19 protein-coding genes are annotated in these 24997 nt (G+C 41.1%); all 19 read right to left on the bottom strand.

The window, feature by feature from the left end:
- Positions 1-50: 50 nt before the first annotated feature.
- Entirely contained in the window at positions 51-818 is a 768-nt protein-coding gene (locus tag JOC94_RS14500) for a hypothetical protein (protein WP_205179737.1), read from the bottom strand.
- Entirely contained in the window at positions 808-2127 is a 1320-nt protein-coding gene (locus JOC94_RS14495; RefSeq protein WP_205179735.1) for an ERF family protein, read from the bottom strand. Before JOC94_RS14495 ends, JOC94_RS14500 begins: the two co-directional genes overlap by 11 nt.
- A 529-nt stretch (positions 2128-2656) precedes the next feature.
- A complete protein-coding gene (locus JOC94_RS14490) occupies positions 2657-3859 on the bottom strand; it encodes a flagellin N-terminal helical domain-containing protein (protein ID WP_205179733.1) in 1203 nt (400 codons plus the stop codon).
- A 430-nt stretch (positions 3860-4289) separates the two neighbouring features.
- Positions 4290-5153, bottom strand: a complete 864-nt coding sequence (locus JOC94_RS14485) for a type II secretion system F family protein (protein WP_205179732.1) — start codon at positions 5151-5153, stop codon at positions 4290-4292.
- Positions 5150-6316: an ATPase, T2SS/T4P/T4SS family gene (locus tag JOC94_RS14480; RefSeq protein ID WP_205179726.1), complete on the bottom strand. Its 1167-nt coding sequence runs from the start codon at positions 6314-6316 to the stop codon at positions 5150-5152. Before JOC94_RS14480 ends, JOC94_RS14485 begins: the two co-directional genes overlap by 4 nt.
- A 24-nt stretch (positions 6317-6340) precedes the next feature.
- Positions 6341-7045, bottom strand: a complete 705-nt coding sequence (locus JOC94_RS14475) for a flagellar assembly protein FlaJ (RefSeq protein ID WP_205179721.1) — start codon at positions 7043-7045, stop codon at positions 6341-6343.
- Between the two features lie 41 nt (positions 7046-7086).
- The gene (locus tag JOC94_RS14470; RefSeq protein WP_205179720.1) at positions 7087-9030 is read right to left on the bottom strand and encodes a hypothetical protein; all 1944 of its coding nucleotides are present in this window, start codon (positions 9028-9030) and stop codon (positions 7087-7089) included.
- A 33-nt stretch (positions 9031-9063) separates the two neighbouring features.
- A complete protein-coding gene (locus tag JOC94_RS14465; RefSeq protein ID WP_205179719.1) occupies positions 9064-10818 on the bottom strand; it encodes a hypothetical protein in 1755 nt (584 codons plus the stop codon).
- Positions 10819-10846: 28 nt separating this feature from the next.
- The gene (locus JOC94_RS14460) at positions 10847-11266 is read right to left on the bottom strand and encodes a hypothetical protein (protein WP_205179717.1); all 420 of its coding nucleotides are present in this window, start codon (positions 11264-11266) and stop codon (positions 10847-10849) included.
- Positions 11267-11449: 183 nt separating this feature from the next.
- Positions 11450-11626 carry a hypothetical protein gene (locus tag JOC94_RS14455; RefSeq protein WP_185830595.1) on the bottom strand — a complete coding sequence of 59 codons (177 nt, stop codon included), beginning with the start codon at positions 11624-11626 and terminating at the stop codon, positions 11450-11452.
- A gap of 262 nt (positions 11627-11888) precedes the next feature.
- Positions 11889-14546, bottom strand: coding sequence for a hypothetical protein (locus JOC94_RS14450; RefSeq protein ID WP_205179716.1), 2658 nt, complete (start codon positions 14544-14546; stop codon positions 11889-11891).
- Positions 14547-15003: 457 nt separating this feature from the next.
- A complete protein-coding gene (locus JOC94_RS14445) occupies positions 15004-17061 on the bottom strand; it encodes a hypothetical protein (protein ID WP_205179714.1) in 2058 nt (685 codons plus the stop codon).
- 17 nt (positions 17062-17078) lie between these two features.
- A complete protein-coding gene (locus JOC94_RS23225; RefSeq protein WP_205179712.1) occupies positions 17079-18242 on the bottom strand; it encodes an S-layer homology domain-containing protein in 1164 nt (387 codons plus the stop codon).
- Positions 18243-18489: 247 nt separating this feature from the next.
- Positions 18490-19149, bottom strand: coding sequence for a hypothetical protein (locus JOC94_RS14435; RefSeq protein WP_205179710.1), 660 nt, complete (start codon positions 19147-19149; stop codon positions 18490-18492).
- Positions 19150-19267: 118 nt separating this feature from the next.
- The gene (locus JOC94_RS14430) at positions 19268-20014 is read right to left on the bottom strand and encodes a hypothetical protein (RefSeq protein WP_205179709.1); all 747 of its coding nucleotides are present in this window, start codon (positions 20012-20014) and stop codon (positions 19268-19270) included.
- Between the two features lie 191 nt (positions 20015-20205).
- Positions 20206-21042, bottom strand: a complete 837-nt coding sequence (locus JOC94_RS14425) for a S1 RNA-binding domain-containing protein (protein ID WP_120118546.1) — start codon at positions 21040-21042, stop codon at positions 20206-20208.
- Positions 21043-21900: 858 nt separating this feature from the next.
- Entirely contained in the window at positions 21901-23628 is a 1728-nt protein-coding gene (locus JOC94_RS14420; RefSeq protein ID WP_236017104.1) for a type IV secretory system conjugative DNA transfer family protein, read from the bottom strand.
- Positions 23629-23785: 157 nt separating this feature from the next.
- Positions 23786-24616: a hypothetical protein gene (locus tag JOC94_RS14415; RefSeq protein ID WP_205179708.1), complete on the bottom strand. Its 831-nt coding sequence runs from the start codon at positions 24614-24616 to the stop codon at positions 23786-23788.
- 20 nt (positions 24617-24636) lie between these two features.
- The gene (locus JOC94_RS14410; RefSeq protein ID WP_120118548.1) at positions 24637-24948 is read right to left on the bottom strand and encodes a hypothetical protein; all 312 of its coding nucleotides are present in this window, start codon (positions 24946-24948) and stop codon (positions 24637-24639) included.
- Positions 24949-24997: the final 49 nt, after the last annotated feature.

The raw sequence follows: 24997 nt of genomic DNA, 5'->3' as shown, positions 1-24997 counted from the left end.
AATCTCTCCATTCATATTTTATAGTTTTATAGATTCACAATAGGACTATCCTATTGCGTGATAACCATCTGATTTTGATTGAAACCTTTCTTTCTTAGCTTGGCCCGTTCCCTTTTCCATTGATAATGAAAGAAAGGAACATACAACACAATCTTTTCAAGTTCAAAATCATGTGTTTGATAGCAAGCCTTCCATGCCATTCGTGCGAGAACTGTGCCTTCCCTTGCCCAATCGGAACGGAACGCTTCATCTTTCACATATTCTTCAAGCAACCTCGAAAAGCCCATATGAATTTGCTTAGCTTTCGTTCTTTCCATGAGATAGCGAAGCAATTCTTCATGTCGTTCTTTTGGTGTATCGAGAAATGCGATCACCGTGAACTCCGCAAACAATCCGACAAGTTCGGTATACTCATATTCCTGCCAGTCACGAAACACCTCTTCCCGGCTTTTTACAAACGCCTTGCGATCCTTACGCTTTTTCTCTCTCCATCCAATTGCATCTAACTGTTTCGGATTAAGACGTTCAGCAGGATGCAAAGGTTTCCGTAGCTTTCCTAATCGTTTTTCCTTTACCTGTTCATATGACAGACCCGTTAGTTTCGCCTCAAATTGAAGGACACCACCGGATTCTCCGCAATACCAGCAGCGAAAAATCTGTTCATCTGTGTTTAGGGAAAGGTAGAACTTTTTTGCTTTGCCAGGTTTACTGTCTTCCTCACAAAATGGACATTTACATAAAACCTGTTTTTTTCCATAGGTGTTCGGCTTAATTGTTACGCCGTTTTCTTCTGCTACATCCAAAATCTTAGGAAGCATGTTGAGCACCTACACCAACAAGGTATGTCCATCCATTTTCTTGGCGTGTCTGCAAGGAAACCTGCATTCCTTGTTGGAATCCTTCCGTTGCTTGGACCACTTGTGAGTCATTTGCGATGATAATGATTTCATCTTGGCTACCAAAAGGAGTTGCAAACAATTTCACGTATGGAACATTACCAGATGCAGTACCTCGCTCTACTCCATTTATCACGAAAGAATGGAACGGATTTTCATTCGTTTGTGGCGGTGCAGCATTGGTTTCCGGCTGGGCCGTTTGGTTTTGCTGTACGTTGCCACTTACATTCCCTAAATAGCTTTGAAGGAAATAGAACCCATTTTGTACGTTCATTACAAGTTGTAACTCTGTATTAGGCTCCACTCCGTTTAGGGAATTCATCAATTGTTCATTATCCTTTACAAGAACACTTAATGGTTCACCCGAATCTTTTCTTACAACTTCTAGCTTTCCAAACTGAATCTTTTGTGGACTAGTATCTATCGTATAATTACGCACGATGAATGCGCCTTTTACGACATTAGCTTCTGGTGCTGTTTGCTCCTGTCCCGGTTGCATGTTTGCCCCTTGTTGATTCTGGGGATTGCCCTGATTAGCAGGCTGCGTATTTGGGGCAGTTTGACCTTGCTTAGCCTGTCGTGCACCATGCAGCATCATGAGCAACTGGTCACGCACTCCGAAATACTGCTCTACCGGAACTTTGTCAAGACTTCTCGCATTCAGCGTTCCAAGTACGCTGTCGTACGGAACATTCCGTAACTGACTGATTTCCTTTGCGAATCCATCAAGTTCAGCAACCTGTTCCTTACTGATATAACGCGGGACGGAATGGTCAATTCGATTTTGGAAACTGTCAGGGTCGTCCTGATCGGTCGCAATGTTGAATTGTTTAAGCAAGAAGTATTTTTCTGCATATGTTAGAGCTTTTCCAACACCCTTTTCTCCACTTAAATCAATTCCTTGTGCATAGAAAGGAACGACAACTTGATCCCATGAATCTTGATCGACCCAAGTGAAATCAATGTCCAGTTCGGTAAAAATATTGTTCCGGCCTTTTGAATCAACTGTAACCGTGCACTTTTTACCTACTACACGCGGAAACAGCATCAATCCGAGTTCATCCATCTTTTCGCGTAATGCACCAAGTACGGAAGCAGAACTGACGTACTGAAATTGTGCGCCACGTGCATCTTTTTGTAGATAAGTTACCGTCTTTCTTAATTCCACCAATTTTTGAATGATGTTCGATTTTTCGTTTGGCTGTGCTTCGCTTTTGATAATGAAAGTCATTTTGAATCAATCTCCCTGTCTTTACTTATTTTTAAAAAGAAAAAAGCCGATGCAGCGCAATATGCGATCCTCGACTTTCACACAAAACCATTCGCAACAAAACGTATTTTGTTGACATCTTCCTACATGGCAACACCCCTATAATTATTTTCTGAACACAAAAAAGCCGATGAATCCCGAAGGAAACAATCGACTTTATATATTGACGCTTTTCCAAAAGAGAGGTATTTTTCTTTTCGTAAGCGTGAATATCAAACTGTAGTATGCAAATGCAATCTTTTGACGATACTTCGTCTGCCTAACGTTTCTGAAACGAAATCCAAAGGCGGGGATTTTGTGTCGAATCTTTCCTGCAAAAGCAAGAATGTAACGACTTTCACTGGAATAGTGACTTAAAGATAAATGTTATATATGTATTGTAGCAAATCCACCTACTCGTTTCAACAATAAATATACTTTTTATACTCAATACGTGTAATAAAAAAGAAGAGGGTTCCATGTTCCCTCTTCTTTAAGTAAGTCTGATCTGCTATGAGATTAATCCGATTATACGACTGCGATGCTCATCCATAGCACGAGTTAGCATATTTGCATTTACACTAGCCAACATTTGCTGTTTTGTCATTTCCATCATTTCTTTTGCTATGTCCGTATCTCGAACGCGATTAAGGTGATTCATCGCTTGATCATCCTCTTCTATAACCGAATTCAAACGATGTTCAAATCGGTTGGATTGAATACCTACTCCTGACCTTGCCTTTGCGATTGGTTCCAAAATATAGGTATCAATAAAATCTGTACTCAACAAGCGATCCATAACTGGATTTTTGGATTCCTTATCACTGACCAACTCTTCCTTCGGTTGTTGTTCAGTGATTGGATACTCTGTAATGGTTTCAGTGTGTTCGGTGGTTGTTTTGGATGACTCAACGACGACTTCAAATCCTCCCGACAGTCTTTCCTTCCAATCGCTTTTTTCCCCATTCGAGATTGCTTCTCTTACAATTCCCAACACACCGCCTAGAAGCCCACCAAGTTTTCCTGAAAGCCATTTACTCGTATTCTTTTCGGTTGAATTTTCTTGCTCGTATTCGAAACCGCCGCTTACAACTATTTTGTTATGCTCTTCCGTTATAGTTGTCGTTTTTTCTGTCACTTTAATCGAGTTGGAAGAGTTTGTTTCTGATTGCTGTGTTTCTTCTGATGAATTATTTGCAATTTCCTTCAACACATTCGCAGCTTCATTAAAATGGAGAGGTTCAATGGTGAGCGTATCCCCAGAACGATCACCTGCTTGTATGTAAACAGGGTCCTCACCAAATACATTCTTTTGATTGAAGGTAGTATTCTTGCTTGTATAATCCATTTCCTCCAAGAGAGACATGGCTTCCTTCTGGATAGCAGCTCGGTCATTAGAATGCAGGGTATCATTTTCATATTGAATCGACAATTCCCGAAGCCTTTGACCTAAGCTGTCCATCTTGGACAAACCACTTTCCTTCATTTCCAAAAACGATAAGGCGTCTTGAATATTTCGTTGAGCCATCCGGTTCCCTCGCATCACTGCTTCTGCCCTGCTCGCTTTTATTACATCAACAGGATTATCTATTTTTCCTTTGAAAGAATCTCCCGTTGAAATTCGTGACTTATGAACAAAAGCCCTTTCGTTTGCCATATTCATCTGATTGAACATTAATTTCGTTTGGCTCTCATAACCTCTACTGATATACAATTGGCATTTGCCCCTTCCTTTTGAATAACTATGATAAAATTTACTTTTAGAAGAAAGGCTTCCCCATCTAGCAAGGAAGCCTGTTTTCGTCTTATGGACATCCCGCCGTTTTGAGAGGATGCCGTTTCGCTTGGAAATAGTCAGTTACATAAACACTTTCACTTTGCATGTGCATTGTGATTAGTGATAAGTGGTAAAGGACAAAGGCAGGCAGAAAAAATACCTTTGACTCACCCTCAAACTGTGCCACATAAGGGACATTCTGAATTGTCAACTCTCCATTGACAAAATCCCGTAGTTCGATCGTTTCAGTATTTAACAGCAATATGGCAGAACCAATCAGCAGGCAATCCCCGGACTACTGGCAGGGCTTGAACACTTGCGACGATTCCATTTCTCTCCTTTCTTATGCGTAGCCGCTTATTTTTTCTTACAGGCGGACCGAAATATCGACCGCTTTCTTCTGCATGAAGTGCATTAGGACCAGATTCATTGCATAGAACGAACAAATGATGAAAATACTCGCCGCTTTATATGTGAGGAAGTCAGCCCATAGATTCGGCAGCATAAACGCCATCATGACAGCGATCGCAAGTACCATTCCTACCATGAACATAATGTTCATTTTCATGCCTTTTCGCTTTTTGAGCAGTTTGTCTCTTTTTTGTACTTCGCTTACCATGCGCCTTTGAATCAGATCGAACAATTCTTTCGCATCGCCCCCGCGATCATATTTGACTGCAAGGTTCTGATGAAACTGATTGAGCGAAGGGAAATCATACTTTTCGAAATGTGATGTATCAATCACCGTATCTTCCTTCAAAATTTCAACGGTCTTCTCTATGTCTTTCCCAATTTCAGGATTAACAGAATCGATGGACGCTTGAAGTGAACGCATAACATTCTCGCCTGAATGTAGGAGGAAACTCATATTGTTGACATACTTTAATAAATCCCGCAAGTTGTTCTGATAGGCTTTCAACTTACGATCTTTGTATGAAAAAACAAGGAAGAAAAATACAAGACCGACCGTTCCGAATACCACGCTGACAAACGGTTCCTTCGTTAGATAGTAAATATACGCCGTGTTCCCGCCGAAAAAGATAAGAAACAACACAATTAATTCAACAGGTGAATACAGGCTATAAAAGTTATGCCAGAATTGTTTCAGACGTTTCGAAATCGGTTCCTTTTCCAGACCCGCCGCAGGGGATCTTGTATTCTTTTGTTTTTTGGGTTTTTTGGAGCGCCTTTTCTTTTCTTCCTTCACAGCTCCGTTTCCTGTAAACATCATACCGCAAGCACTCCTTCCTCATTTTTCGGTAGGTATAATTCAGGAATCAAGTGATAGAGTTTCGCGTCCTCTAATCTCGACAGTAAATTTTCTGTCAGAGGGCTTGTTTCTTCCGTGAGTTCATACTCCTTCGTTTTTCTATTATATTTATTGGTTTTCTTATATAGATAATTCCCCTGTGCTCCCCGTACATCGTGGAATCCAGTAAACTCAACAATTTCCTTAATACCCCGAATAACCCCAACGCCTTCCTCTTCCCTAACATCAAGATGGACACCGATTGGTAAAAACTCAATTAATTCATTGGCGATCAGTGTATCACTCATATTCGAATAGGAGCCGCTTTGTCGAACCATCGACATATACCGGGACGGGATATTCATTGCACCTTTTGCGTGGAGTGTTGTAATCAGTGCATGGTTGGTCTTGGCCGCATCCAGCATGTCCGCAGCTTCCGCACCACGGGTTTCCGATACAATAAGCCAATCTGGTAAGTTACGAAGTCCTGACTTAACGAGAAGTTGTTGAGTGATTTTCTTTTCCCTTTCATCTGACATTAACACTTGAACACTTTTAATATTTTTGTTGGGATACAATGCTTTGATATGACTATCCCGCGTATCTTCAATAAGATAAATCTGCTGTTTATCATCAATGTATTTGACGAGCAACTTTTGTAATTCTGTTTTTCCAGAACCTGTAGCGCCACTAATGATAATATTTATTTTTGATTGGATTAGCACAGCAAGCAATTGTTCCACCGATTCTTGAATGATTGGATTTTCACTCATTACTGATTCCGCAATAGACTTCACTGCCAGTTTTGGCCTTGAAACCCGAAATGAAAATGTCATTCCATCAGGGCTGATCGCTTCGTGTTGAGCGTTAAGACGCAAATATCCAAAATCCGTATCTAAGATTGGATTTGCAACAGTTAATTCGTCATTTTGAAGGTCTGCGATCTGCTTAATAAGCTTTCGGACTTCCTCAATAGATGGATGTTTGTCCAGATTAATGGACCCTTTTTGATTGTGTTTAAGCGACAACTTTACTCCATCGAAGTTGATGTCCGTGATTCCTTCATCTTGTAAATATTCATGCAAGAAACTTTTCTCTAAAATCTGTTTTGCCCGTTGCTCAATAAACTCTTTGTCTTTATACAAACGCATTCACACCTTTCTATTTTTTTATCCACCAATATTCAAACTTCCCATGACTGGCCCGAACAATTTAATAATCATGACGACAAGGAAACCCATGACCAGATACATTGAAATGAAGATGGGAAGGAAACCGAGGTATTCCATGTCATTCATTTTTTTCGTGATGACTTCATCTTGCTTATTTGATTCAAGATCCATTACGAATCGTTCCAGCTCTTTCAACGGTTCTTTTTTGATTCCAAATTCACTAAACTGATAAATCATATCCATGACCATGTACGCTTCGCTTGTACCGATATAATCCGCAAAATCCATATAATGGTCCCGTCGGTTATCGTCCTCAATTTTCGCGATTAATTCCTCAAGTCCCGTACGTAATGGTTCTTTTGTGTATGGCAGCGTAGCAACAAGCGTCTGATAAACGTTCCCGGAAGAAGGTATCAAACCAATAAAACTTCCGAGAAAGTCCGGGAACAGGTATGAATTGTCATTGTCGATCCTACTCTTGTTCTTCACAATGTTGTAGTAGGGATACTTAAAACCAATTAGAAACAGCACTGGTAACGCTAAATAATATAATTGATTCCCCATCATATAAATCATCATTGCAGCAATGAGCGTGAGGATAATTCCATAGATGATACGGACTTTTAAGAAATCCTTTTTATCTTTTTTGAAGTAGGCTAAATGTTCATTCAGCCTACTTTCGTTTATTAATTCGAAGAACAATCATTCTCACTCCTTTTCTATAAATCTGTCAAACATGATTTTTAACGGTACTCGAATATGAGATCATATTGATAGCGGTTTTCGTAGGTTCTAGTATCCTCTCCTTTTTTTGTCACCGTCCCTTGATACTCCTGTGTATATTCGAACGTACGAGTGTCGCTTCCGCCTTTGGTAACCGTTCCCCCGTAGCGATATTCGCGAGTATCAACAGCAGGTTTTGTTACTGTGCCTTGATAACGGTAAACTCTTGTATCTTTTTCCGGTCTCGTTACGTATCCCTGATACCTATATTCCGTCTTTGTAGTCTGCGGCTTCGTCACGTACCCCACATAACCCATTTCGGTAATCATATAGTGGGTATTACTTACCCATCCACCGCTACTAACTTGTACCAATTTTCGAAGTGTACGCCAATCTGGTTTTAAAAATCCTGTTGCCATACCGTCATCATAATATAGCAAGCTCGGAAAACCGGAACCAGTATCTACTAAAACTTCTCTATCGATGGCTGAAGTAGTCATCCAATTTCCAGAGTTTCTTAAATCCCCAAGTGTCTTTATCCCGTTGTTCAAATCATTCCATACCTCAGAGCTTAACCGATATCCTCCCCACACATGATGGAGGTTCGTCTGTATCGGAATGTTTGTTTTCTTTTCAAAATATCCGTCCACATCTTCACATGGGTTTACAGGTCCCAAATCAGCTGTACAATGCTCTCGTGACAACTCCCCATTGTGAATACTCATAAGAAAATCCTTAAATTCATCATATACTGCCGAGTAATACTCTATGGCAAACGGACTTGGTATAACATCTTTCATTGTATGACCGCGATTGGTGTTCGTTATACCCTTATACATCATAATTTTTTGATGTTTATAGACCTTCTCTCCTGGTACTGTAACCTCTCTGTACTTATATCTATTCAATACTCCTTTATATCCTTCGGAGTTGTAGTTCTGCGATGTTTGATTTGTTACCCATTTTGTATCACTTGGAGTATAGCTACCGCTATGAACATACTGCGACAGTGTACCTCTGTACCCTTCTGAATCCGAATAGTTTGCCGAAGTTTGCGCTGTCACAAACTTATTCTGTGGAGGGGTGTACGTTCCGCTATGCACATAGCGTTCCAATGTGCCTTTAAATCCTTCGCTATCGGAATAATTGGGTGAAGTTTGATTTCCGACGACCTTTGTTTCACCGGGAATTAATTCTCCGCCCGTTTGCTTTGTTTTCATTTCTCCTGTTTTAGTAAGCGTTCCAACAAATCCATCCTTGTTATAGGTTATACTGTTTGGAATTTCAGATGACTTTGTACTAACCACCTTGTCGGTCACGATCTTTGTTTCATCCGCTTTTACACTACCACCTGTCTGGACACGTTCCTTCACGGAACCACCAGATGCTCGTATGGTCACGCGGTTTCCATCCACTTTCACTACTTGAACCGATCCTGTATTAGTAGTCACTCGAAGCAAATGATTCATATTCGGTATGATGAAGGTTTGCTCTTGCGTTGAATTACCGGATAATGTAGTTTTGGCTGTGAAAGTTTTTAGTTCACCACCATCAGTGTTTCCACCATTATTTCCTCCACCACCAGACCATCCCGGCGGATTTACACCATTCCGTTTTGCAATGAAGGCTTTATTCGTGGATTCAATCGTTTGGTCTTTGTACACACTTTTATAGGTGTACTTGAAATTTACATATACAGTATCACCGTAATTCATTATTCCGTTCACTGCTTGTCCAAACTGATCCTTGAATGTAATCACATATCCTTTTGGTTTGTAATCATTAACAACGGATTTGACTCGATCACTAACCCCGGCGTCTTCCTGAACAAGCTCTGTGATTTCCTTCGTTACTTTAGCAAAGGAGTTTTGATGCAGGCTGTCAATCGCAAACATCAAAAGTGCTGGGACAATAATTCCTATAAAAAACAAGGCAGTAAACACCGCTGACTTCATTTGTGACAAACTGAATTCCCTCCTTCCCGTAGATTAGTAGATTTACTCATATTCAAACGTCAAACGATATTGGTAATAAGTATCATAGGTCCGAGTATCGAGTCCCTTCTTGGTTGCAGTCCCTTTGTATTCTTGTGTGTATTCGTAAGTTCTTGTATCAACCGCAGGTTTCGTTACTTTTCCACCATAACGCCATACTCTTGTATCTACCGCAGGCTTTGTAACAACGCCTTGATACCGATACAATGGAATCTCTACAGCCGGGCGTGTCACATACCCTTCGTATCTCCACATCACCTCACCTTTTGAAAGATCATAGGCAGTCCCAGACAAAATAAGATGTGTTGTAATCTTATTAAATTCAATCCTATCCCCCTCTTTAGGGTTCGGAAATAAATGAGGGATTTCATCGACACTTACATTTCCTGATGAAGAAAGTTTCAACTCTTCTCTTGTTCCTGTTTTTATCCCCTCTAGGCTGGATTTGATTTTGTATTCAAAGTACGGTTGTTCTAACGTTATTTCCTCTCTTTCTGTATACCTGCCAAACCAACTTCCTTCTTCATAATAATTTGGCTGTCCACAACCTGATCCTCCCGATCTGCTCTTCCATCGACCATTTTGATACACATAATATCCTGAAGATATAGCATTATAGCAATTGATAGTTTCACTAACAGGCTTAGATGGGGCTGTCCCTATATAGCCGACATAATCGAGAACACCTACATATCCATCACGATTGTATTGGTATGTTTTCGAGCTAGGCTCGACCAATTTTCCCATCGCCGTTTCACCTGAATGGTTGAGTCTAACAAATCGGGTATGTTCAGGCGTCACTTCCACATCGTAAAGATATTTTGAAAGAATTCCTCTAAACCCTTCATCGTCAATATAATTTTGAGTTTCTTGCGCTTCCACAAATTTACTTTGCTCTGGCGTGTATTCCCCGCTATGCACATAGCGTTCCAATGTGCCTTTAAATCCTTCGCTATCGGAATAATCAGGGGATGGTTGGTTACCTACTTCTTTGGTTTGTGCAGGGATGAATTCTCCGCCCGTTTGTTTCTTATCAACGGCTCCGTTACGATTTAACGTTCCTTCATAGACATCTTCGCTATAAGTAATCGTATTTGGGAGGTCTTTTTCATTAGTCTTCACAATAGTTTCTGTTACGATCTTCGTATCGTCAGCCATGACCGTTCCACCAGTTTGAACCTTCTTACTTGGCGATCCATTTGTCGCTCTCACGGTGACACGGTTCCCTTCAACTTTCACCACTTCGACGGACCCTGTATTTGATGTGACGCTTCTTAATCGCGTCATACCCGGAATGACAAAAGTTTCTTCGTGAGTGACATTCTTCGATTCGGTTGTGAGCTTCACGACCGTACGTGGTTGCAATTCTCCACCATTATCCCAACCCGGTCTATTTTCTCCGTTGCGTTTTAGGATGAATACTTTATTGGATGATTCAAGTGTTTGATCTTTGAATACACTTTTGAATGTGTATTGGTAATGAACTTGTATTGTGTCTCCGTAGTTCGCGATACCGTTTACTGGTTGCCCGTACTGGTCAGTGAACGAGATTGTGTATCCTTTTGTTTTGTAGTCATTCACCACCGACTTCACACGATCACTGACTCCTGCATCCTCTTTAACCAATTCAGTAATTTCTTTGGTTGTTTTAAGGAATGCGTTTTGATTCGTACTGTCAATAAAAAACAACAGAAACGCAGGAACTATAAATCCAACAAAAAACAACATCGCGAGCAACATTGACTTCATTTGAGACATGTTTTCGCCTCCTTCCTTCTGTTGCTTATTAATTGCTTGGGTAGTTGAGCGCGAGCCTTCGTTCCGCCGTCGCTTTTACTTCCCCTTTATCATCCACATACTGCACCCGAAACTGGATGCCGCGGATCAGATTGTCGTCCTCCGTCACGTTCCCTTGATTATCAAGGAACACATAGTCAAGTTTCACATCGTATCCGAGTGTCTTTTGTGCTGTAGAAACATTGGCGACAAGGTTTGCGACAAGTTCTTCCTTATCAAAATGAAGGAAACCGTCTCCGCCTTCTTCCACTTCTCCACGGATGATGCCGGCACTGACACTTTCAGCCAACACTTCGATTTCGGATGTCGTAGTTGTAGCCGAGTTTTGAACAAGTCCGCGATAGGCAATAAAAAAGACAACAACGCCTACTGTTGCGGAAATGACAAACCATTTAAAAGGAGTGCTCATATTCACTCCCTCCCTTTTTAAATTTTTGTTGTTCTTTGTTCTTTTTAAAAAAAGCGCTTTTTTTAAAAATGCCCCTCACCAAAGGGAGGGGCAAAGACTAGGGGTGCAGATGAGATTGTGATTACGAAAATGAAAGATCATCTAATAGTGTTGCTTTAGGATAGTGGGTATTTTCCGAACCTATCAAGGCTGTGTTGGATTCTTCGGAATGTCAGTGAAGACATTTGTTACCATACCTTTGAATCCTTCGCCGATGTCTGTAAGGATTGGAGAAATGTAGTTTTCTCCGAAGAATACCCATACAGCGAATAGCATTAGAACTGCGATGAGTAATGTGATGGCTCCCTTATGCTCTGCCAATAGCTTTCCCTCCTTTTGTTAGTCTTTGAAACTCGCCATAAAGGAATCATCAGATCCGAGTTGCTTGTTTCAAAATATTTTAGTTGTACGAGGAAGTTTCACGTTTTGTTTGTCGCTGTCTTCCTTGTGACTTAATAATACCAAGCCCCGAGTACCTGCGAAGTCCGCAAAATGTACGCAAAATGTTCGCGAAAAGTCCGCAACAAAAAAGAAAAAGGAAGGACAGAAGCAAAACGCCACAGTTCTTCCTTTTCTTCAATATTCATTGGAAAAAGTCTACTAACCTATCTTTGAATGAACGATCAAGCAGCCTAAATTTGTGAATCCTCTCTTTTGGCCGTTTTCCTTCTTCCGCGGCAATGCGTTTCAGATCATCATATTTAATAATCACAGTATGAACTTCTTCGGGATTGACCCGAACTCGTGATTCCACTTGTTCGATTATCCATGCGTCATCCGCTCCTGACCCGAACATATACCGTTCAAATTGAAATGTTTGGTCGAATCGGAACGTGGCATCACTTAACCCCAAATTAGAAAGGACAATATGATTTCGGTATTGCTGGCCCGGATGTAGAATGGAATCTGGCGACACCGGCAACTGATAACGTTGCAATTTCTCCCGGTTATCCTTGCTGTCCGTATCTGTGTAAAGGACATCATCGACCAAACGGTATCCTGTTTCGCGCTCAAAGTTCAAAAGAAGTTTTGTTATGCCCTCAATTGTTACCATCGAAAAGGATGGAGATTCCTTATTCACAAGAATCGCTTCTTTTGCCGCATCCGCATATGGGTAGCCGACAATATAGCCTGTATGCTTCCCCATAAAGAAGAAATCACCCACGTAGTCCATGCTGAATGACCTCGTATTTCCTGACGTCCCCTTATCGGTCATGACATTTTGTTGTAAAGGGAACATGTACTTGTATTCCGTGTAAGCTGTCGTGTTCTTGTAGTCTTTTTTTAAACTATCATCAACATCCGGCGGAAAGAAAGAACCGGAACTCAATTCGTATTTCATCGGATGGAATGAAGGTGTCAGTTGCAAACCAGACGGAAGCGATACTTCATAGATTACCCCACCAACTGAAACTGGAATAGCCGATTGAGTTTTCAAAACGTGTTCTGATTGATAGTTGCTATCTGGGGATTTCCGCCACTGTTCGAAGAAATCTTTTCTTGAAAGCTTAGTTGCACCATTCCAACGATCTTCTTGCCCGACAAGCAACTTTTGTTTCAAGGCTTCTTCTAATGTTGAAAATTTCAAAGTGTCGCCCTGTCTATGATTCATCGTAAATGTATCCATAATTGCGAATGTCTTTCCAAGTTCCCATACAGGCGTACGATCCTTGAACTCCCATTTGAAACAATCCTTACCCTGCTGCTCAACACATACATAATTGTCACGATAGAAATTTGTATATTCATAGGAAAAGCCGTATTGATAGGTATCCCCTTTGACGAGCGATCCTGCTGCGACATCTTGTATCGGATTCTTTTGTTCTATGAAACGTCCTGCAAAATCAATGTGATGTTTTTGATTCCTAACAGCATAGTGCTTCCCTGTAATAGAGAATTGATTGCTAACGGACACATCACTTGCTTTCGATCGATCGTTCCGCCTCAGTTCCCAATAGGCAATCCCATCTGCCTTTCCGTCCGTCGTTCCCTTCTCTTCATAGTTTTTGCTCGGGTCAGGAAGGGATCTACGATACTTAAAATCTATGGTTATTTCTTTTTTTATGATTCCTTTGAAACTTTGGTTTGCGGGGGACGCGACATATGGATTTCCATCTTTATCTTTGAAAAATCCCGAGCCTTTTGGCTTTGCCGCAAACTCATGATTGAGAATAACCTTTTCCTTTTCGGTTCCGAGGACCTTCCCGGTATCACTATCAATATGCCGGATGATGACATCTATTTTCTTTAAGCGATAGCTCAAAGTTGCTGTTGTTCCTCCAAAAGTCCAATAACTAGAAGATGTCCACCGTACAGCATTACCGTCATGCGGACTTCGCACACCATACCAGACAGCGACACCCGTGCTCTCATCCTGATTCACACGTTGATATGTCTGACCCTGCACAAAATACTTGCGGTTCTCACTTGGATTAACCCCTCTCGGAACAGCTCTGCGGATCACGTTTTCAGCATTCATCACTAATTTGTTCGTATCCTCACCGCTATCAAGACTTAATTCACCATTAAGGAAATCCAGACGATCAAAGGCGAACGGCATGATAAGTTCATCGTAGACGATATGCCCGTCCACATTTTTCACAATGTAGAGAATCCAATCTTCTTCCTTATCAGGATCAGGAAACAATTCATCAAGAGGGAGCCATGCTTTAAAACCGACCCATTTGTATTCCATGTTGCAGACATCGGAAGGCACATTTCGAACGCTGCTACCACAAAGGTTGTTAATCGGTCCCGTCGCTGATGTTTTCCCAAATTCCATATCCTTCCCTGCATTAAGGTTGGTCATTTCCGCCTTCACGATGACCTCCTGCTTTGTCCGTTGGTTGACAGCAACGATATACGTTGCCTGATTATCACGATTATGATGCTGTCTCCCCTCAATGACACTCCAACCGTAAAATTGAAGGAAGGACTCCAATCCGCGCCCCTTGTTTGCTTTTGTGATGGTCCAACTCCGTTTCAGGGAATCGTTTGAAGCCCCTGAATAAACATCGTAGACGAGTTTTCTTCCTGTTCCGGGACGGTATTCTTTCCCACCCTTTGTTTTTCTCCAATTTTTCTTGACGGTAGAATCGACCGCAAACGGATTGAAATTGGCTCCCGTAGCATTGCTATCTGAAATAGCAGCTTCAATATGATGAAAGAGAGGAATAGAAAGCATTCCTAAAGCAACAAATAACAGAAAAAACTTTAGAACAAAACTCCTTTCGTTTTTCAACTAAAAGCCTCCTTGCTTGTTTATTAAGTTGTTAAAAGAAAATACAAATAGGCTGCCCTCCTTTTTCTACAAAAATCGACAGGCACAACAAAAAAGCCCCCACCAAACGTTTATTAAACGCTTAGTGGGGGCTATTCCAGAAGGTAAAAAGAAACATCTTTTCCGTTTTGGATTTACATAACACAACATGTTGTGCCTTTTTACGCTTCTGTTTATAAAATATACCATATATTGTAGACGCTTTCAAATCAAATTATCAGTTTTATTTTTTTTGATTCCTTTATCCTCTCTTACTCTCACTTTCTTCCTAAAAAAGCTAGGGAACATATGGAAACATAAAGTATTTTTTATGTCACTGATCAGAAGTGCCGTATGTATCATAATGATGACAGATAATATCCTATAAACAAAAAAAGCGTCTATCTTTTTAACTTCAAGATAGACGCTTTCTGTCTTTTTATAATCCGAGTTCAAGAACTGCCTTTACTTTATCGGTGAAATCCCGGTCCGCAAACCGGAGCTTGTGCATTTTCGTTGTGGTCCGGTTCATCTTCATTTGTGCGAGTTCTTTCACTTCCTCATATGGAATAAGAATCGTATGCACATTTTCCATTGAACCGATACCTTGCCTCGAATCGACTTGCTCGATGTAGAAGACGTCATCCGCACCTGATCCGAACAGGAATCGCTCGAATGTGAAGGTCTGATCAAATCCCACCTTTAAATCGCTAAGGCCCATGTTTTTCAGAATCGTGTGGTTCTTGTATTCTCGCATGGGTTCAAGTGGAGAATCAGGATCTACAGGAATCATATACCGTTTTAGCTTATTAAATTCGTTTTGATCAGTATATAAGATGTCGTCTTTATAAACTTCCCCGACTTTATTTGCAAATGCCGCTTCGGAAAGGCTTCTTCCTTGTGACATTAGCGAAGAATGTGATGGAAGACTTACATTGTTTACAACACTGTTTTTCACATCCGCCGCATACCCATAACCAGTTTGGAATCCGGTATGTTTTGTCGTGAAGAACAAATCCGTTTCGTACTTCCAATCAAATTTCCGTTTGTTTCCGCTCATGCCCTTGTCATTCATGATGCTTTGTTGCAATGGAATTGCATAATCATAACCTGGCTCACCTGTATTATTAGCGTATTCTGCTTTCAGACTGTCATCCACATCCACCGGATAATAGTGGCCGTTTGAGAGATCAGATCGTAATACTTTGTAGCCAGCATCCTTATGAGCTTCGGAAGGTACTTCAACTTGATATTCAAGATCACCCGGTAAGATAGGCAATGTAGATTGCGTTTTTAGTTCGTACCGTGATTTGTTTGTATTGCTGCTCGCCTTATTCCATTCTTCGTGGAACACTTTCGATGTCTTACTTGAATCGTTCCATAGGTCTTGGCGACCGACGACGAACTTTTCCGCGACTATATCTTCAATTGTATCTTTACGGATTGTATCCCCCTGTTTGTGATCTACAGGGATGGAGCCTGCAAGATTAAATTCTTCGGCCGCCCTCCAATCCGGGCTTGAATCATATTCACAGGTTTGTTCCTCCCCGGACCCCGTGCAGACCCAACCAATCTCTTTGTTTGTGTATTCGTAACCAAATCCATATTCCATGCTGACGCCTTTCGCTTCCTGCGCGTTCATATGAAATTGAATTGGTCCTTTCTGTCGGACATGCTTGCTAGCAATTGTGACGGTATGTTCCTCGTTTCGAACCGCCACGTGCTTTTCATATGGCACTTCGAACGCGCTGTATGCATACAGTTCACTTGGGGCATTTGGGTTTGTTCTTTGAAGTTCCCAATAAGCTTCCCCGGTAGAAGTCCCGTTTTCCTCGCCTTCCCAAGTTACATCGAATGTCATGGTGATATAGAAATCCAAGTTGTTATAGAAGTAAGCTAACTCCCCGTCTTGGCAATCTAAAGTTCTTGTGTCATTACTGTAGATTACATATTTACCTGTGGGACCATGGTGTGCGTTTTGTGGTGTATTGATAAAGCGATCGGGTATTTTTGAATCGGGATCGTAATGAAAATGTTGTCCCGACTCGACAGCCATATCATACAATTCCTGTCCGTATTTCGAAATAATTTCATTCCGGAATTTAGTGGGACTATGTGTGACATGACTATCAATGGTGTTCCATCTGTCGTCTTCTTCCCATGGTGACCTTGGGCTTCCATCATCATTATATTTTCGATTTCCGTTCTCATCAAAAGCTAAATCCCTGTTACATACAAAAGCAGCTCCACTCCAACCAGATCGTCCGGGTTCACTGGCCCCTCTTGTTTTGATCAATTGATGAATCTGATTCACATTTGTAGGTTCAACCCCATGAGATTCGCCTACAGTATCAGGATATAGCAATGTAAGAGTATAGGAATCAGTGACTGGTTCAGAAGCTGCTTTTACTGGTGCAACTGTGCTTCCGATAAACGAACTAGAAAGTAGAATGCCTGCACAAAAGGCAATTCCAGCTTTCTTGAAATACCTCTTCAAATAACGTCACTTCCTTTTTATAAACCTTTTCGGATTCCAGACAAATGAATTTGCCCATTTGTGTAGTCATAGAATACTGTGAAAGTTTTACCATCATGAACTTTTCCTGTGTCAATTGTCCAATTAATAATTCGAACAAGTTCATCTTTAGAAATCCCAATATATTCGGCATCCCTTTGAACTTTTTCATCTAAAGTCTTTGAGAGAATACTGAAAGACGCTCTAAAACCATGTTGGTTTTCTTTCATGATTTTCTCTACAATGGCATTTTGTTTTTCAAAATGTTCGCCTGGTACATACCCATCTGGTCTTGGCACATCATTCCAGTCCTTTACATCGCTATATTTAATTTTTGATTCATCTTCTTTCGGCTTTTCTGGCTTTGGATCAACAGGCTCATCAGGTTTTGGTTGTTCAGGCTTTGGTTGTTCCGGTTTTGGTGTTGGTTCAGGCTTTGGCTCCGGCTTCGGTTCTGGTTTTACAGGTTCGATCGGTTTTGCTTCAAAATCCTCGTCCAAATTCATCAACCGCTGCAAGAATGCCGCATAATGCGCCCTTGTGACCGGATTATTCGGTTTGTAGTAGCCGCCATCCCCCATCGCAATTCCATTGGAGTATAATGCACGAACATGTTTATTACCCCAATGTTTAGTAGGAACGTCAGGGAAATCATAATCTGCCTTCACTTCAAGTCCAAATGCCAAGTCCAAAACTTTTGCCATCTGTACACGGGTCAGTGGAGCTTCCGGGTTAAAGTTTCCTTTCTCATCCCCATCGATGATGCCTGCCATTTGTACCTTTTGAATGACGTCATGATACGGGTGCGACTTTGGAACATCTTTGAACTCCTTCGCTTTCCGTACCGGTTCTAATGGCAACGCTCGATCCAAAAGTGCTGCTACGTGTTTACGGGTAATGTTCTCGGATGGGCGGAATGTACCGTCCGGGTATCCGTTGATGATTCCTTGATCTCGCATTTCATGAATCGCGTCATATGCCCAATGCGATTTCGAAACATCTTTGAATGGAGAAGTTGCCTTGACATTCACCACCTGTAATTCCTTTGAATCGTTATTTTCCTTCGCCGCTTCGGAATGGACCGGGGCAACAGCGGATGGAATTGCAACCGCCGCGGCAAGTGTCGCCACAAATAATGCATTTCGTTTTTTCTTTTTCGTCATTTCGCTTTCCTCCTAATGGTAAATAATTGTGTAATGTCCTTTGACGCTTCCGAGGACAAAAAGTTCCCTGTATCGCCTTACAAAATTGTAAGTTGTCACAGATTACAATTCCGATTGCGTCGGTACTGTACCTTCACCATAGCACGCTGTTTATTAAGCCCTCCACAAATCGTAAGGAAGATATTTTTATGCAGAAGAGCCACAAACGCGAACACAATACACAATTACTCCCGTCACAGGCAATCCCTTAACTACTCGCTTCTTCTTTCTCTCCTTTTGTCCAAAGAGCCAATCCTAACCAGTAGAGGGCTTCCTTCTTTCGTTCGTAATAAAAAGTTCTTCCGATGTGCATTTCACTGTATACGAAATCATCAATTGGATAACTTCCTGACACTTGAATTTGAAGGTATTTCCTTTCGATGATCTCCCGATGAAGTTCTGGCAGTTCGTGAAGCTTGCTATGAAAGAAATCAATCCACTGTTTCGCCTGATAAGAATGACTATATGGATTTTCCACCCCTTCGGTTGTTGTTTTCTTTTCTGCTGCCAACTTCATTTCGTAATATTTACTGATCCACTCATCAAGGGCATACTTTACGAATCTTTCCTTTTCATCATTGAATTTTTTCTTTGCCTTCTTTTTGCTTGAATGGATTTCTAAATGTGTATTCACCATGTCAAAATCTTGATAATCAAAATCGACCAAGTTATGAATGTTCATATACTTGAAGATATGGGATAATTGGAATAGTACCTCATATGGAATAAAGCCCGATCCCTCATTGTCATCGCTTGGAAGATAAGGCACATTGAAGACTTTTAGATTCCCGTTATAGAATGTCTTGAATGCGATTTGTTTTCCAGGCTTCACTTGAAATATCTCGATGTCTCCTTTTCTGGTAATCATCAATACCGTCTTTCCCCCTAATCTATTGTTGTATCCTTTACCGCTACCTACCTTCGTAGAAGGCATCAGTAAAGAATCGACTAACTACACCACCCCCTATATCCCGTGACTCTGAAAACTACTGATCTTTTACGAAGTCCCCATCTTTTAAGAAATAGAAGATATTCTGAACATGTTCCGCTTCCGAGAGAAGATCGGAGTCGAGCGTAACTCTCGCTTTCAACGGGAGCAACGCATGTTTCAGCAACTCCAAATGGCGGATTTCTTCCGCGATGACAATGACTCGTTCATTGAACCCATCACCTTTCCATTTCATATACATGAGAAAATCGTTGATGTCGCCCCTTACCACGTATACATACAGAAGGGATTGCCTGAATTGGATTGCGCCGATGAATGGGTTTGGCGTAGGAAAGATGGCGGATACGGCTTTCTTTTCCTCCGCCCCGCTTCCATGAAAACGTTCGTACAGTTTAAAGAACAGGATTCGTTTCAAAACGTCTTCTGTTTTGTACTGCACCCAATAATTTAATTCATAAGCATCTTCCATTCCGGCGATTAGTGCACCGTTCATCCCGAGCGTATAGATGGGAATGATTTTTCCGTCGAGCCGCATTTCATGGCGTACAATCTTTTGCTCCGCGACCATGCGTTTCAGCCGTTTTTTGTCGATATTGAACAATTTTTGTAGCTGCTGCCCTCCGATGACACCTACTTTGCTAATCGCGTCAATTGCCTGTTTCTCCTTGTTTGACTCCGAACTGAAATGCTGAATGCGTTTCAAATTGGATGGTAGCCGTTCCCAATGCAATGTCCATGAGTGGGAAAGAGAAAACGGACTGATTGTTGCATTGGCTACATTCACTCTATTCACCCCCTTCTTTGCCGGATTGTCTGCAATTTAATAGTTGAAGTAAAAATAGCGGAATATTGCTACTGCACAGTTCAGGTATATGAGTGTTCTCAAAAGTTTCCAATAAGAAGGATGCAATGTTTGATCACCTAAATTCAGACGATTTGAAAAGGGATTGAATAACAACCCCTTTTCTTGTTTGCTTAATAAACAACACGTACAATTTTCGCCCGAATTTGTTGTTCCTTTTCGTCAATCCCAATAATCCGCACAAGCACCCGGTCCCCTCTTTGAAGGTTTTGATATTTCAAGTGGCTTGCAAGAGAGTCTACGCCAGCTTCTAAGTTGACGAATACGCCAAACTCACGAACACCGGAAACCGTTCCGACGTATTCGGCTCCGCGCTTATATCTAGCCTTGCAGTCCTCCCACGGATTCTTCATGAGTGCCTTCGCGCTAACTCTTACTTCTTTCTTCTCTGTATCAATATCCAACACCTTGACTCGTAGGTGGTCACCCGGCTTGACTTCTTCCGTCAAATCGTCGATCCATCCATATCGAATCTGATCGAGTGGCAATCTTACTTCAATGCCACCAATATCAGCACGGACGAGATTAGGACTGACTGTGCGGACAACAGCGACAATTTCATCTCCTGTTTTGATCCGGCGAAGTGTAATTTCCGCCATTTCTTCAAGAGCCGCTGTCCGGGACGCCATAAATATTTGCTTTTCTGCATCCTCGATATATTCAAGCACCTTAAAGGCTACTTTTTTTCCAGTCAACGCACGCAACTGACGCAAGTTTTCGACTCCTGTAAATTCCATTGGAATATAACCTTTGATCTTACCAACATGGACTACCGCACATTCCTTACTTCCGATATTCTCGATCCCAACAATTTCAGATTGGAGAATCTTATCGTTTTGCCTTGCCCCAACTACCTGTTGCCAATCTTTATCGTATTGTTCCTCTGGGGCGAGTTTCCTCGCGTCAAAGCCTTCAATCAACATGGAAGTGACATTCAATTCTTCCGCCATTCAACAAACACTCCTTTTTTATGTTTTGTATCGAAAAGCCCCCACGAAATGATTCATAGGGGCCTGATACTAAGATGAAATTGTTAATCGACTTTTTGTTTTCTTTTTCTATTTTTCAGCTGCTTCCTTTTGGACTTTTTCTCTGATTCGATCAATACCAAGAATATTTTTCTTCTGCTGTATCTGTATTTTTCACCGGCAAATATGCAGCAATCGTCTGTTTTGACATCCTATATGAACTTGTGCCTATCCACTCCTTTCCATCGTTTTGACTATTTTTCTGTATATACACAATACGAGTAGAATATTCGTATTATACACACATTGTAGACCAAAGGAAATACCAATACAACGGTTTGTGGAATTGAAAAACAAAAAATAACCCGACGGCACTTCCTTGCTTCGTTGCAAGAAAAACCGCTTCGGGTTATTTTTCGGAATAGATCACACTTCGGGAAAAGGTAGGTGCAATAGTTTCTGGTGTCTGTTCTACGGAACATGTTCATTACATGCCACCATTTAATGTCTAAATGTAAGTCGAAACATTTTGAGAACACCGCTTCGTATTATACAAGCCACAATTTATAAAAGAGTGAATTCCAAGGTTCAATTTATACCTGTATACGGGCTATTGATAGCAGCTGGAATGATGGCTTTTAATGGAGCGGATATGAGTCAAGCAACAGAAGTGTACCTTAGCTTCTTAGCTGTTGCGTGTCCGATCTATTTTCTCAAGTAATGCAGACAAACCATCAGCAAGACAGACACCAAAACTATTCATTTTGTGTAGCCCTGCGCCGACTACACCTTAATACTACACAATATGAATATAAAATACAACAGTTTGTGTAACTTTTTTTAGTCCCAGAACCCATCATCGGATCGTAGTACCACATTAGGCTTATCTTCCTCTTGTTTCGGTTGAGTGAACACTCCCCCTTCTTGTCGTTTCGAATATGCTCCATCCTCTCTTTTTGTCTTCGGGGATGGGGGCGACTGCTTCCGGTTGTCATACGTTTGCACTTCCCTTTGATCGGCACTTTCTTTCTTGACTCCATGAAGGGATGCCAGCTTAGGCTCCCGCATCTGTGTATCGGAAGTCGCAACCTGTTCTTGGGGGATTGCCTGCATGTGAGAATCTTGCGTATCTTCTTTTGGTGCTTCGATGTATCCGCTGATGACAGGTTCCTTTTTCTTGTTTTTTCGCTTATACAGCAACATATTCAAAACACGTTTCATATCTGCACGATTATTCTTCGTCGGACTTTCAGTTTCCCATTCTCTACGTTCTTTCCAATCTCTAGGGACGAATATTCCCTTGCCAATCGCAGGTTTTTGTGGTGTTCCATCTTTCAACAACTTGTGAATGAAATGAAACTTCGGCAGTCCATCCATTAAATCGGTATAATCAAATCTGTATTCCTCTTCTTCTGTATCTCTATAAGAATCAGGAAACAAGTTTGGTAACAGGATTCTATTTTTATAAGTGCTTTGTCGCATAATAATTTTATCTTTACCAAGTTCGTCAGCAAACTCTTTAGCATCTTCACTCTTTATCCCACCGAAAGTGATGATATTGCGGCAACCACCTAGAATCGCCCTTTTCATTGCTCTGGCGCTTAATTTTCCTGATTCAATTTCTAATTGACCAAGTGATTGAGTGGCAAATATTCCTGCAACTTTATATTCCGCCGCTAAGTTAAGGAAGATTTCAACATCTGGGTTAATATAACGCGAATATTCATCCACGATTAAGTAATGAGGAATTCGAGTGTCTTCTGTTCCTGGTCTACGAAACGTCCCATTTTGTAGATGCATGATTACAAACTGCCCAAAAGCATCGCCTGATGTGCGTAACTTACCCATTGCTGTATTCACAGCTAAGATTCCGCCATTTTCGAAATGTGCATCAATATCAATACTACTCTTTCCGGTCATGATGCTACGAAGTGCATCGTTTGATACCACGTTTTCAAGTTGGGCCCGTAAACCAATAACAAATTGACGGTACTTATCCCGCATACTTCCAAGAAGTTCTGATTCAAAGAAATGAACAAGATCCGTCATACCGTCTCTTTGTTTCAATTCCGCCACTTTCGCTTCAAGTACAGCTTGATCTCGCAGCGTGTTCATTACGTCTATAATATCCATGTTATCGCCATGAAGTTCTTTCAATAGCTTCGTGACGTTCCGTGCGGATAGCTCCTGTACAGTCGCAAAGAAGGCATCTTGCTTTCCAAATAAACCTTTCAGGACGACGACTGTTGCTTCCGCAACATCATTAATTTCTCCCTCCATCGGATTAAATTTATCAGTCGTATCAGGTTGCATTGGATCAATATGTGTATAAGGCAAGCCCATCTCCCTAGACATTTCTGCAACCATAGCAGCCACGTCCCCTTTCGGTTCAACAACCGATAGACCAAGAGGAATGCCACGTTTCTTTTGAAGTAGCAACTGATAGATGATCGGTTTTAATATCGTGGCGGTTTTCCCACAACGGGTCGGGCCGACAACCAACATATGGGTAAAACAATCACTTCCGCCCCATGTGATCGGTATGATCTGTGGATTCGCTAAACTCATGCAAATAAAACTCCTTTCTTTTTTAAAAAAACAACAACAAGCGACACCCTCTATGTTTTGAAGGCATCGCTTGTTATCAACTTTTTTATTGGATGTTCACTTTGCTATTTCTCCCGTCATACATTCGAAATGAGCAAAACATCTTTCTTTTTCGGACCTATAATCGTATGCTGTAGAAACCTCCGTATGGCTGATATACGTATACTGTTTGATAGGGACGGGAATCCCCACTTGCATTCTTTACTCGCCATGCGAATGGATTGACGCTCTTTACGTCCTTCCTTTTGAGCAGCTGCTCATAGTTCCCGGTATAACTGAAATAGAATTTCAGAAGCGGAATGTTCTTTTTGGAGTAATAGAAATCCTTGAACCGAATTCCGAGCAATATATAATAATGCAGATAATCATTCGTCATTTCCGACACTTCTATTGGCTCGTCGTGGCGTACACTCTTGAAAATATAAGCTGTCATATCAGGATCGAACATTTTGAGTTCATGATAGATGGTATCGGCAATTTCGATTTTCCGTAATCTTCCCTTTACCTCATAATTATCAGGGTGTGTTTTCTCCACTTTGAAGTATCCGTCTTCAATGAAGTGAACTTCGTCCTTACCCATGACAAGTTGCTTCAACCCTTTGTAGGCCACTGCATAATACTGATTTTTAAACCGTATGAACACATATTTGCTTTTCGGCATCAAGGCGTGTTTCACGCATTCTTCGAGAGTTTTAAAACCGTCGAAGAAACGGTAGCTGCCTTCGATATGGTCGAGCCATTGATTCAATTGAAAATCATTGATTTTGATAATGGGGTGCGCGGACCGAGCATTCTGCAAAGAATACAGAAATTGCCGTTCATCATACTCTCTAATTTTGCCGCTTTTCTTCAAATACGAAAGGAACTGTTGCTTATCGAAGGGATATTTAATATTTAGCAATTCCCTTCTTATTCTTGCATAATGATTGGACTTATCGGCATGGTTCATGTAAACAAAACTCCTTTTGTTTATTTAGTTTCTTTGTAATATCTGACTGATAGAACCAACAAAACAACAGCTACACTAAATTGGTACAATAGAGACAAAATGCTTCCAGATGGTGGTATTTTTAACAGTAAGAACAGTGATGTATAGACAAACAGCCAAATTGAGACAACAACTATTCCTGCAATCGCATAGCCTACAAACAACTCTTTCTTTGCTTTGTACATTAAAAACAACAAAATGAATAAGCCTACTGTTAAAGCGAACATGTCACCCACGATAAACAACCAGCTATAGATAACAAGCGAAATAATAAAACTAAATCCCTTATCCAATCTTATCCTCCCTTTCTTTTGCTTGAAAAATAAATACTAAAAAGCGACA

The sequence above is a fragment of the Siminovitchia thermophila genome, assembly GCF_016909185.1.
Classification (GTDB): domain Bacteria; phylum Bacillota; class Bacilli; order Bacillales; family Bacillaceae_C; genus Siminovitchia; species Siminovitchia thermophila.
Note: the sequence above shows the minus strand (reverse complement) of the source record. Positions and strands in the feature narration are given on the sequence as shown.

Coding starts and splice junctions, on each gene's coding strand:
- JOC94_RS14460 (WP_205179717.1), bottom strand. CDS start 11,266: ATGAGCACTCCTTTTAAATGGTTTGTCATTTCCGCAACAGTAGGCGTT.
- JOC94_RS14485 (WP_205179732.1), bottom strand. CDS start 5,153: ATGATGTTTACAGGAAACGGAGCTGTGAAGGAAGAAAAGAAAAGGCGC.
- JOC94_RS23225 (WP_205179712.1), bottom strand. CDS start 18,242: ATGACGAAAAAGAAAAAACGAAATGCATTATTTGTGGCGACACTTGCC.
- JOC94_RS14495 (WP_205179735.1), bottom strand. CDS start 2,127: ATGACTTTCATTATCAAAAGCGAAGCACAGCCAAACGAAAAATCGAAC.
- JOC94_RS14435 (WP_205179710.1), bottom strand. CDS start 19,149: ATGATTACCAGAAAAGGAGACATCGAGATATTTCAAGTGAAGCCTGGA.
- JOC94_RS14415 (WP_205179708.1), bottom strand. CDS start 24,616: ATGAACCATGCCGATAAGTCCAATCATTATGCAAGAATAAGAAGGGAA.
- JOC94_RS14465 (WP_205179719.1), bottom strand. CDS start 10,818: ATGTCTCAAATGAAGTCAATGTTGCTCGCGATGTTGTTTTTTGTTGGA.
- JOC94_RS14425 (WP_120118546.1), bottom strand. CDS start 21,042: ATGGCGGAAGAATTGAATGTCACTTCCATGTTGATTGAAGGCTTTGAC.
- JOC94_RS14500 (WP_205179737.1), bottom strand. CDS start 818: ATGCTTCCTAAGATTTTGGATGTAGCAGAAGAAAACGGCGTAACAATT.
- JOC94_RS14420 (WP_236017104.1), bottom strand. CDS start 23,628: ATGAGTTTAGCGAATCCACAGATCATACCGATCACATGGGGCGGAAGT.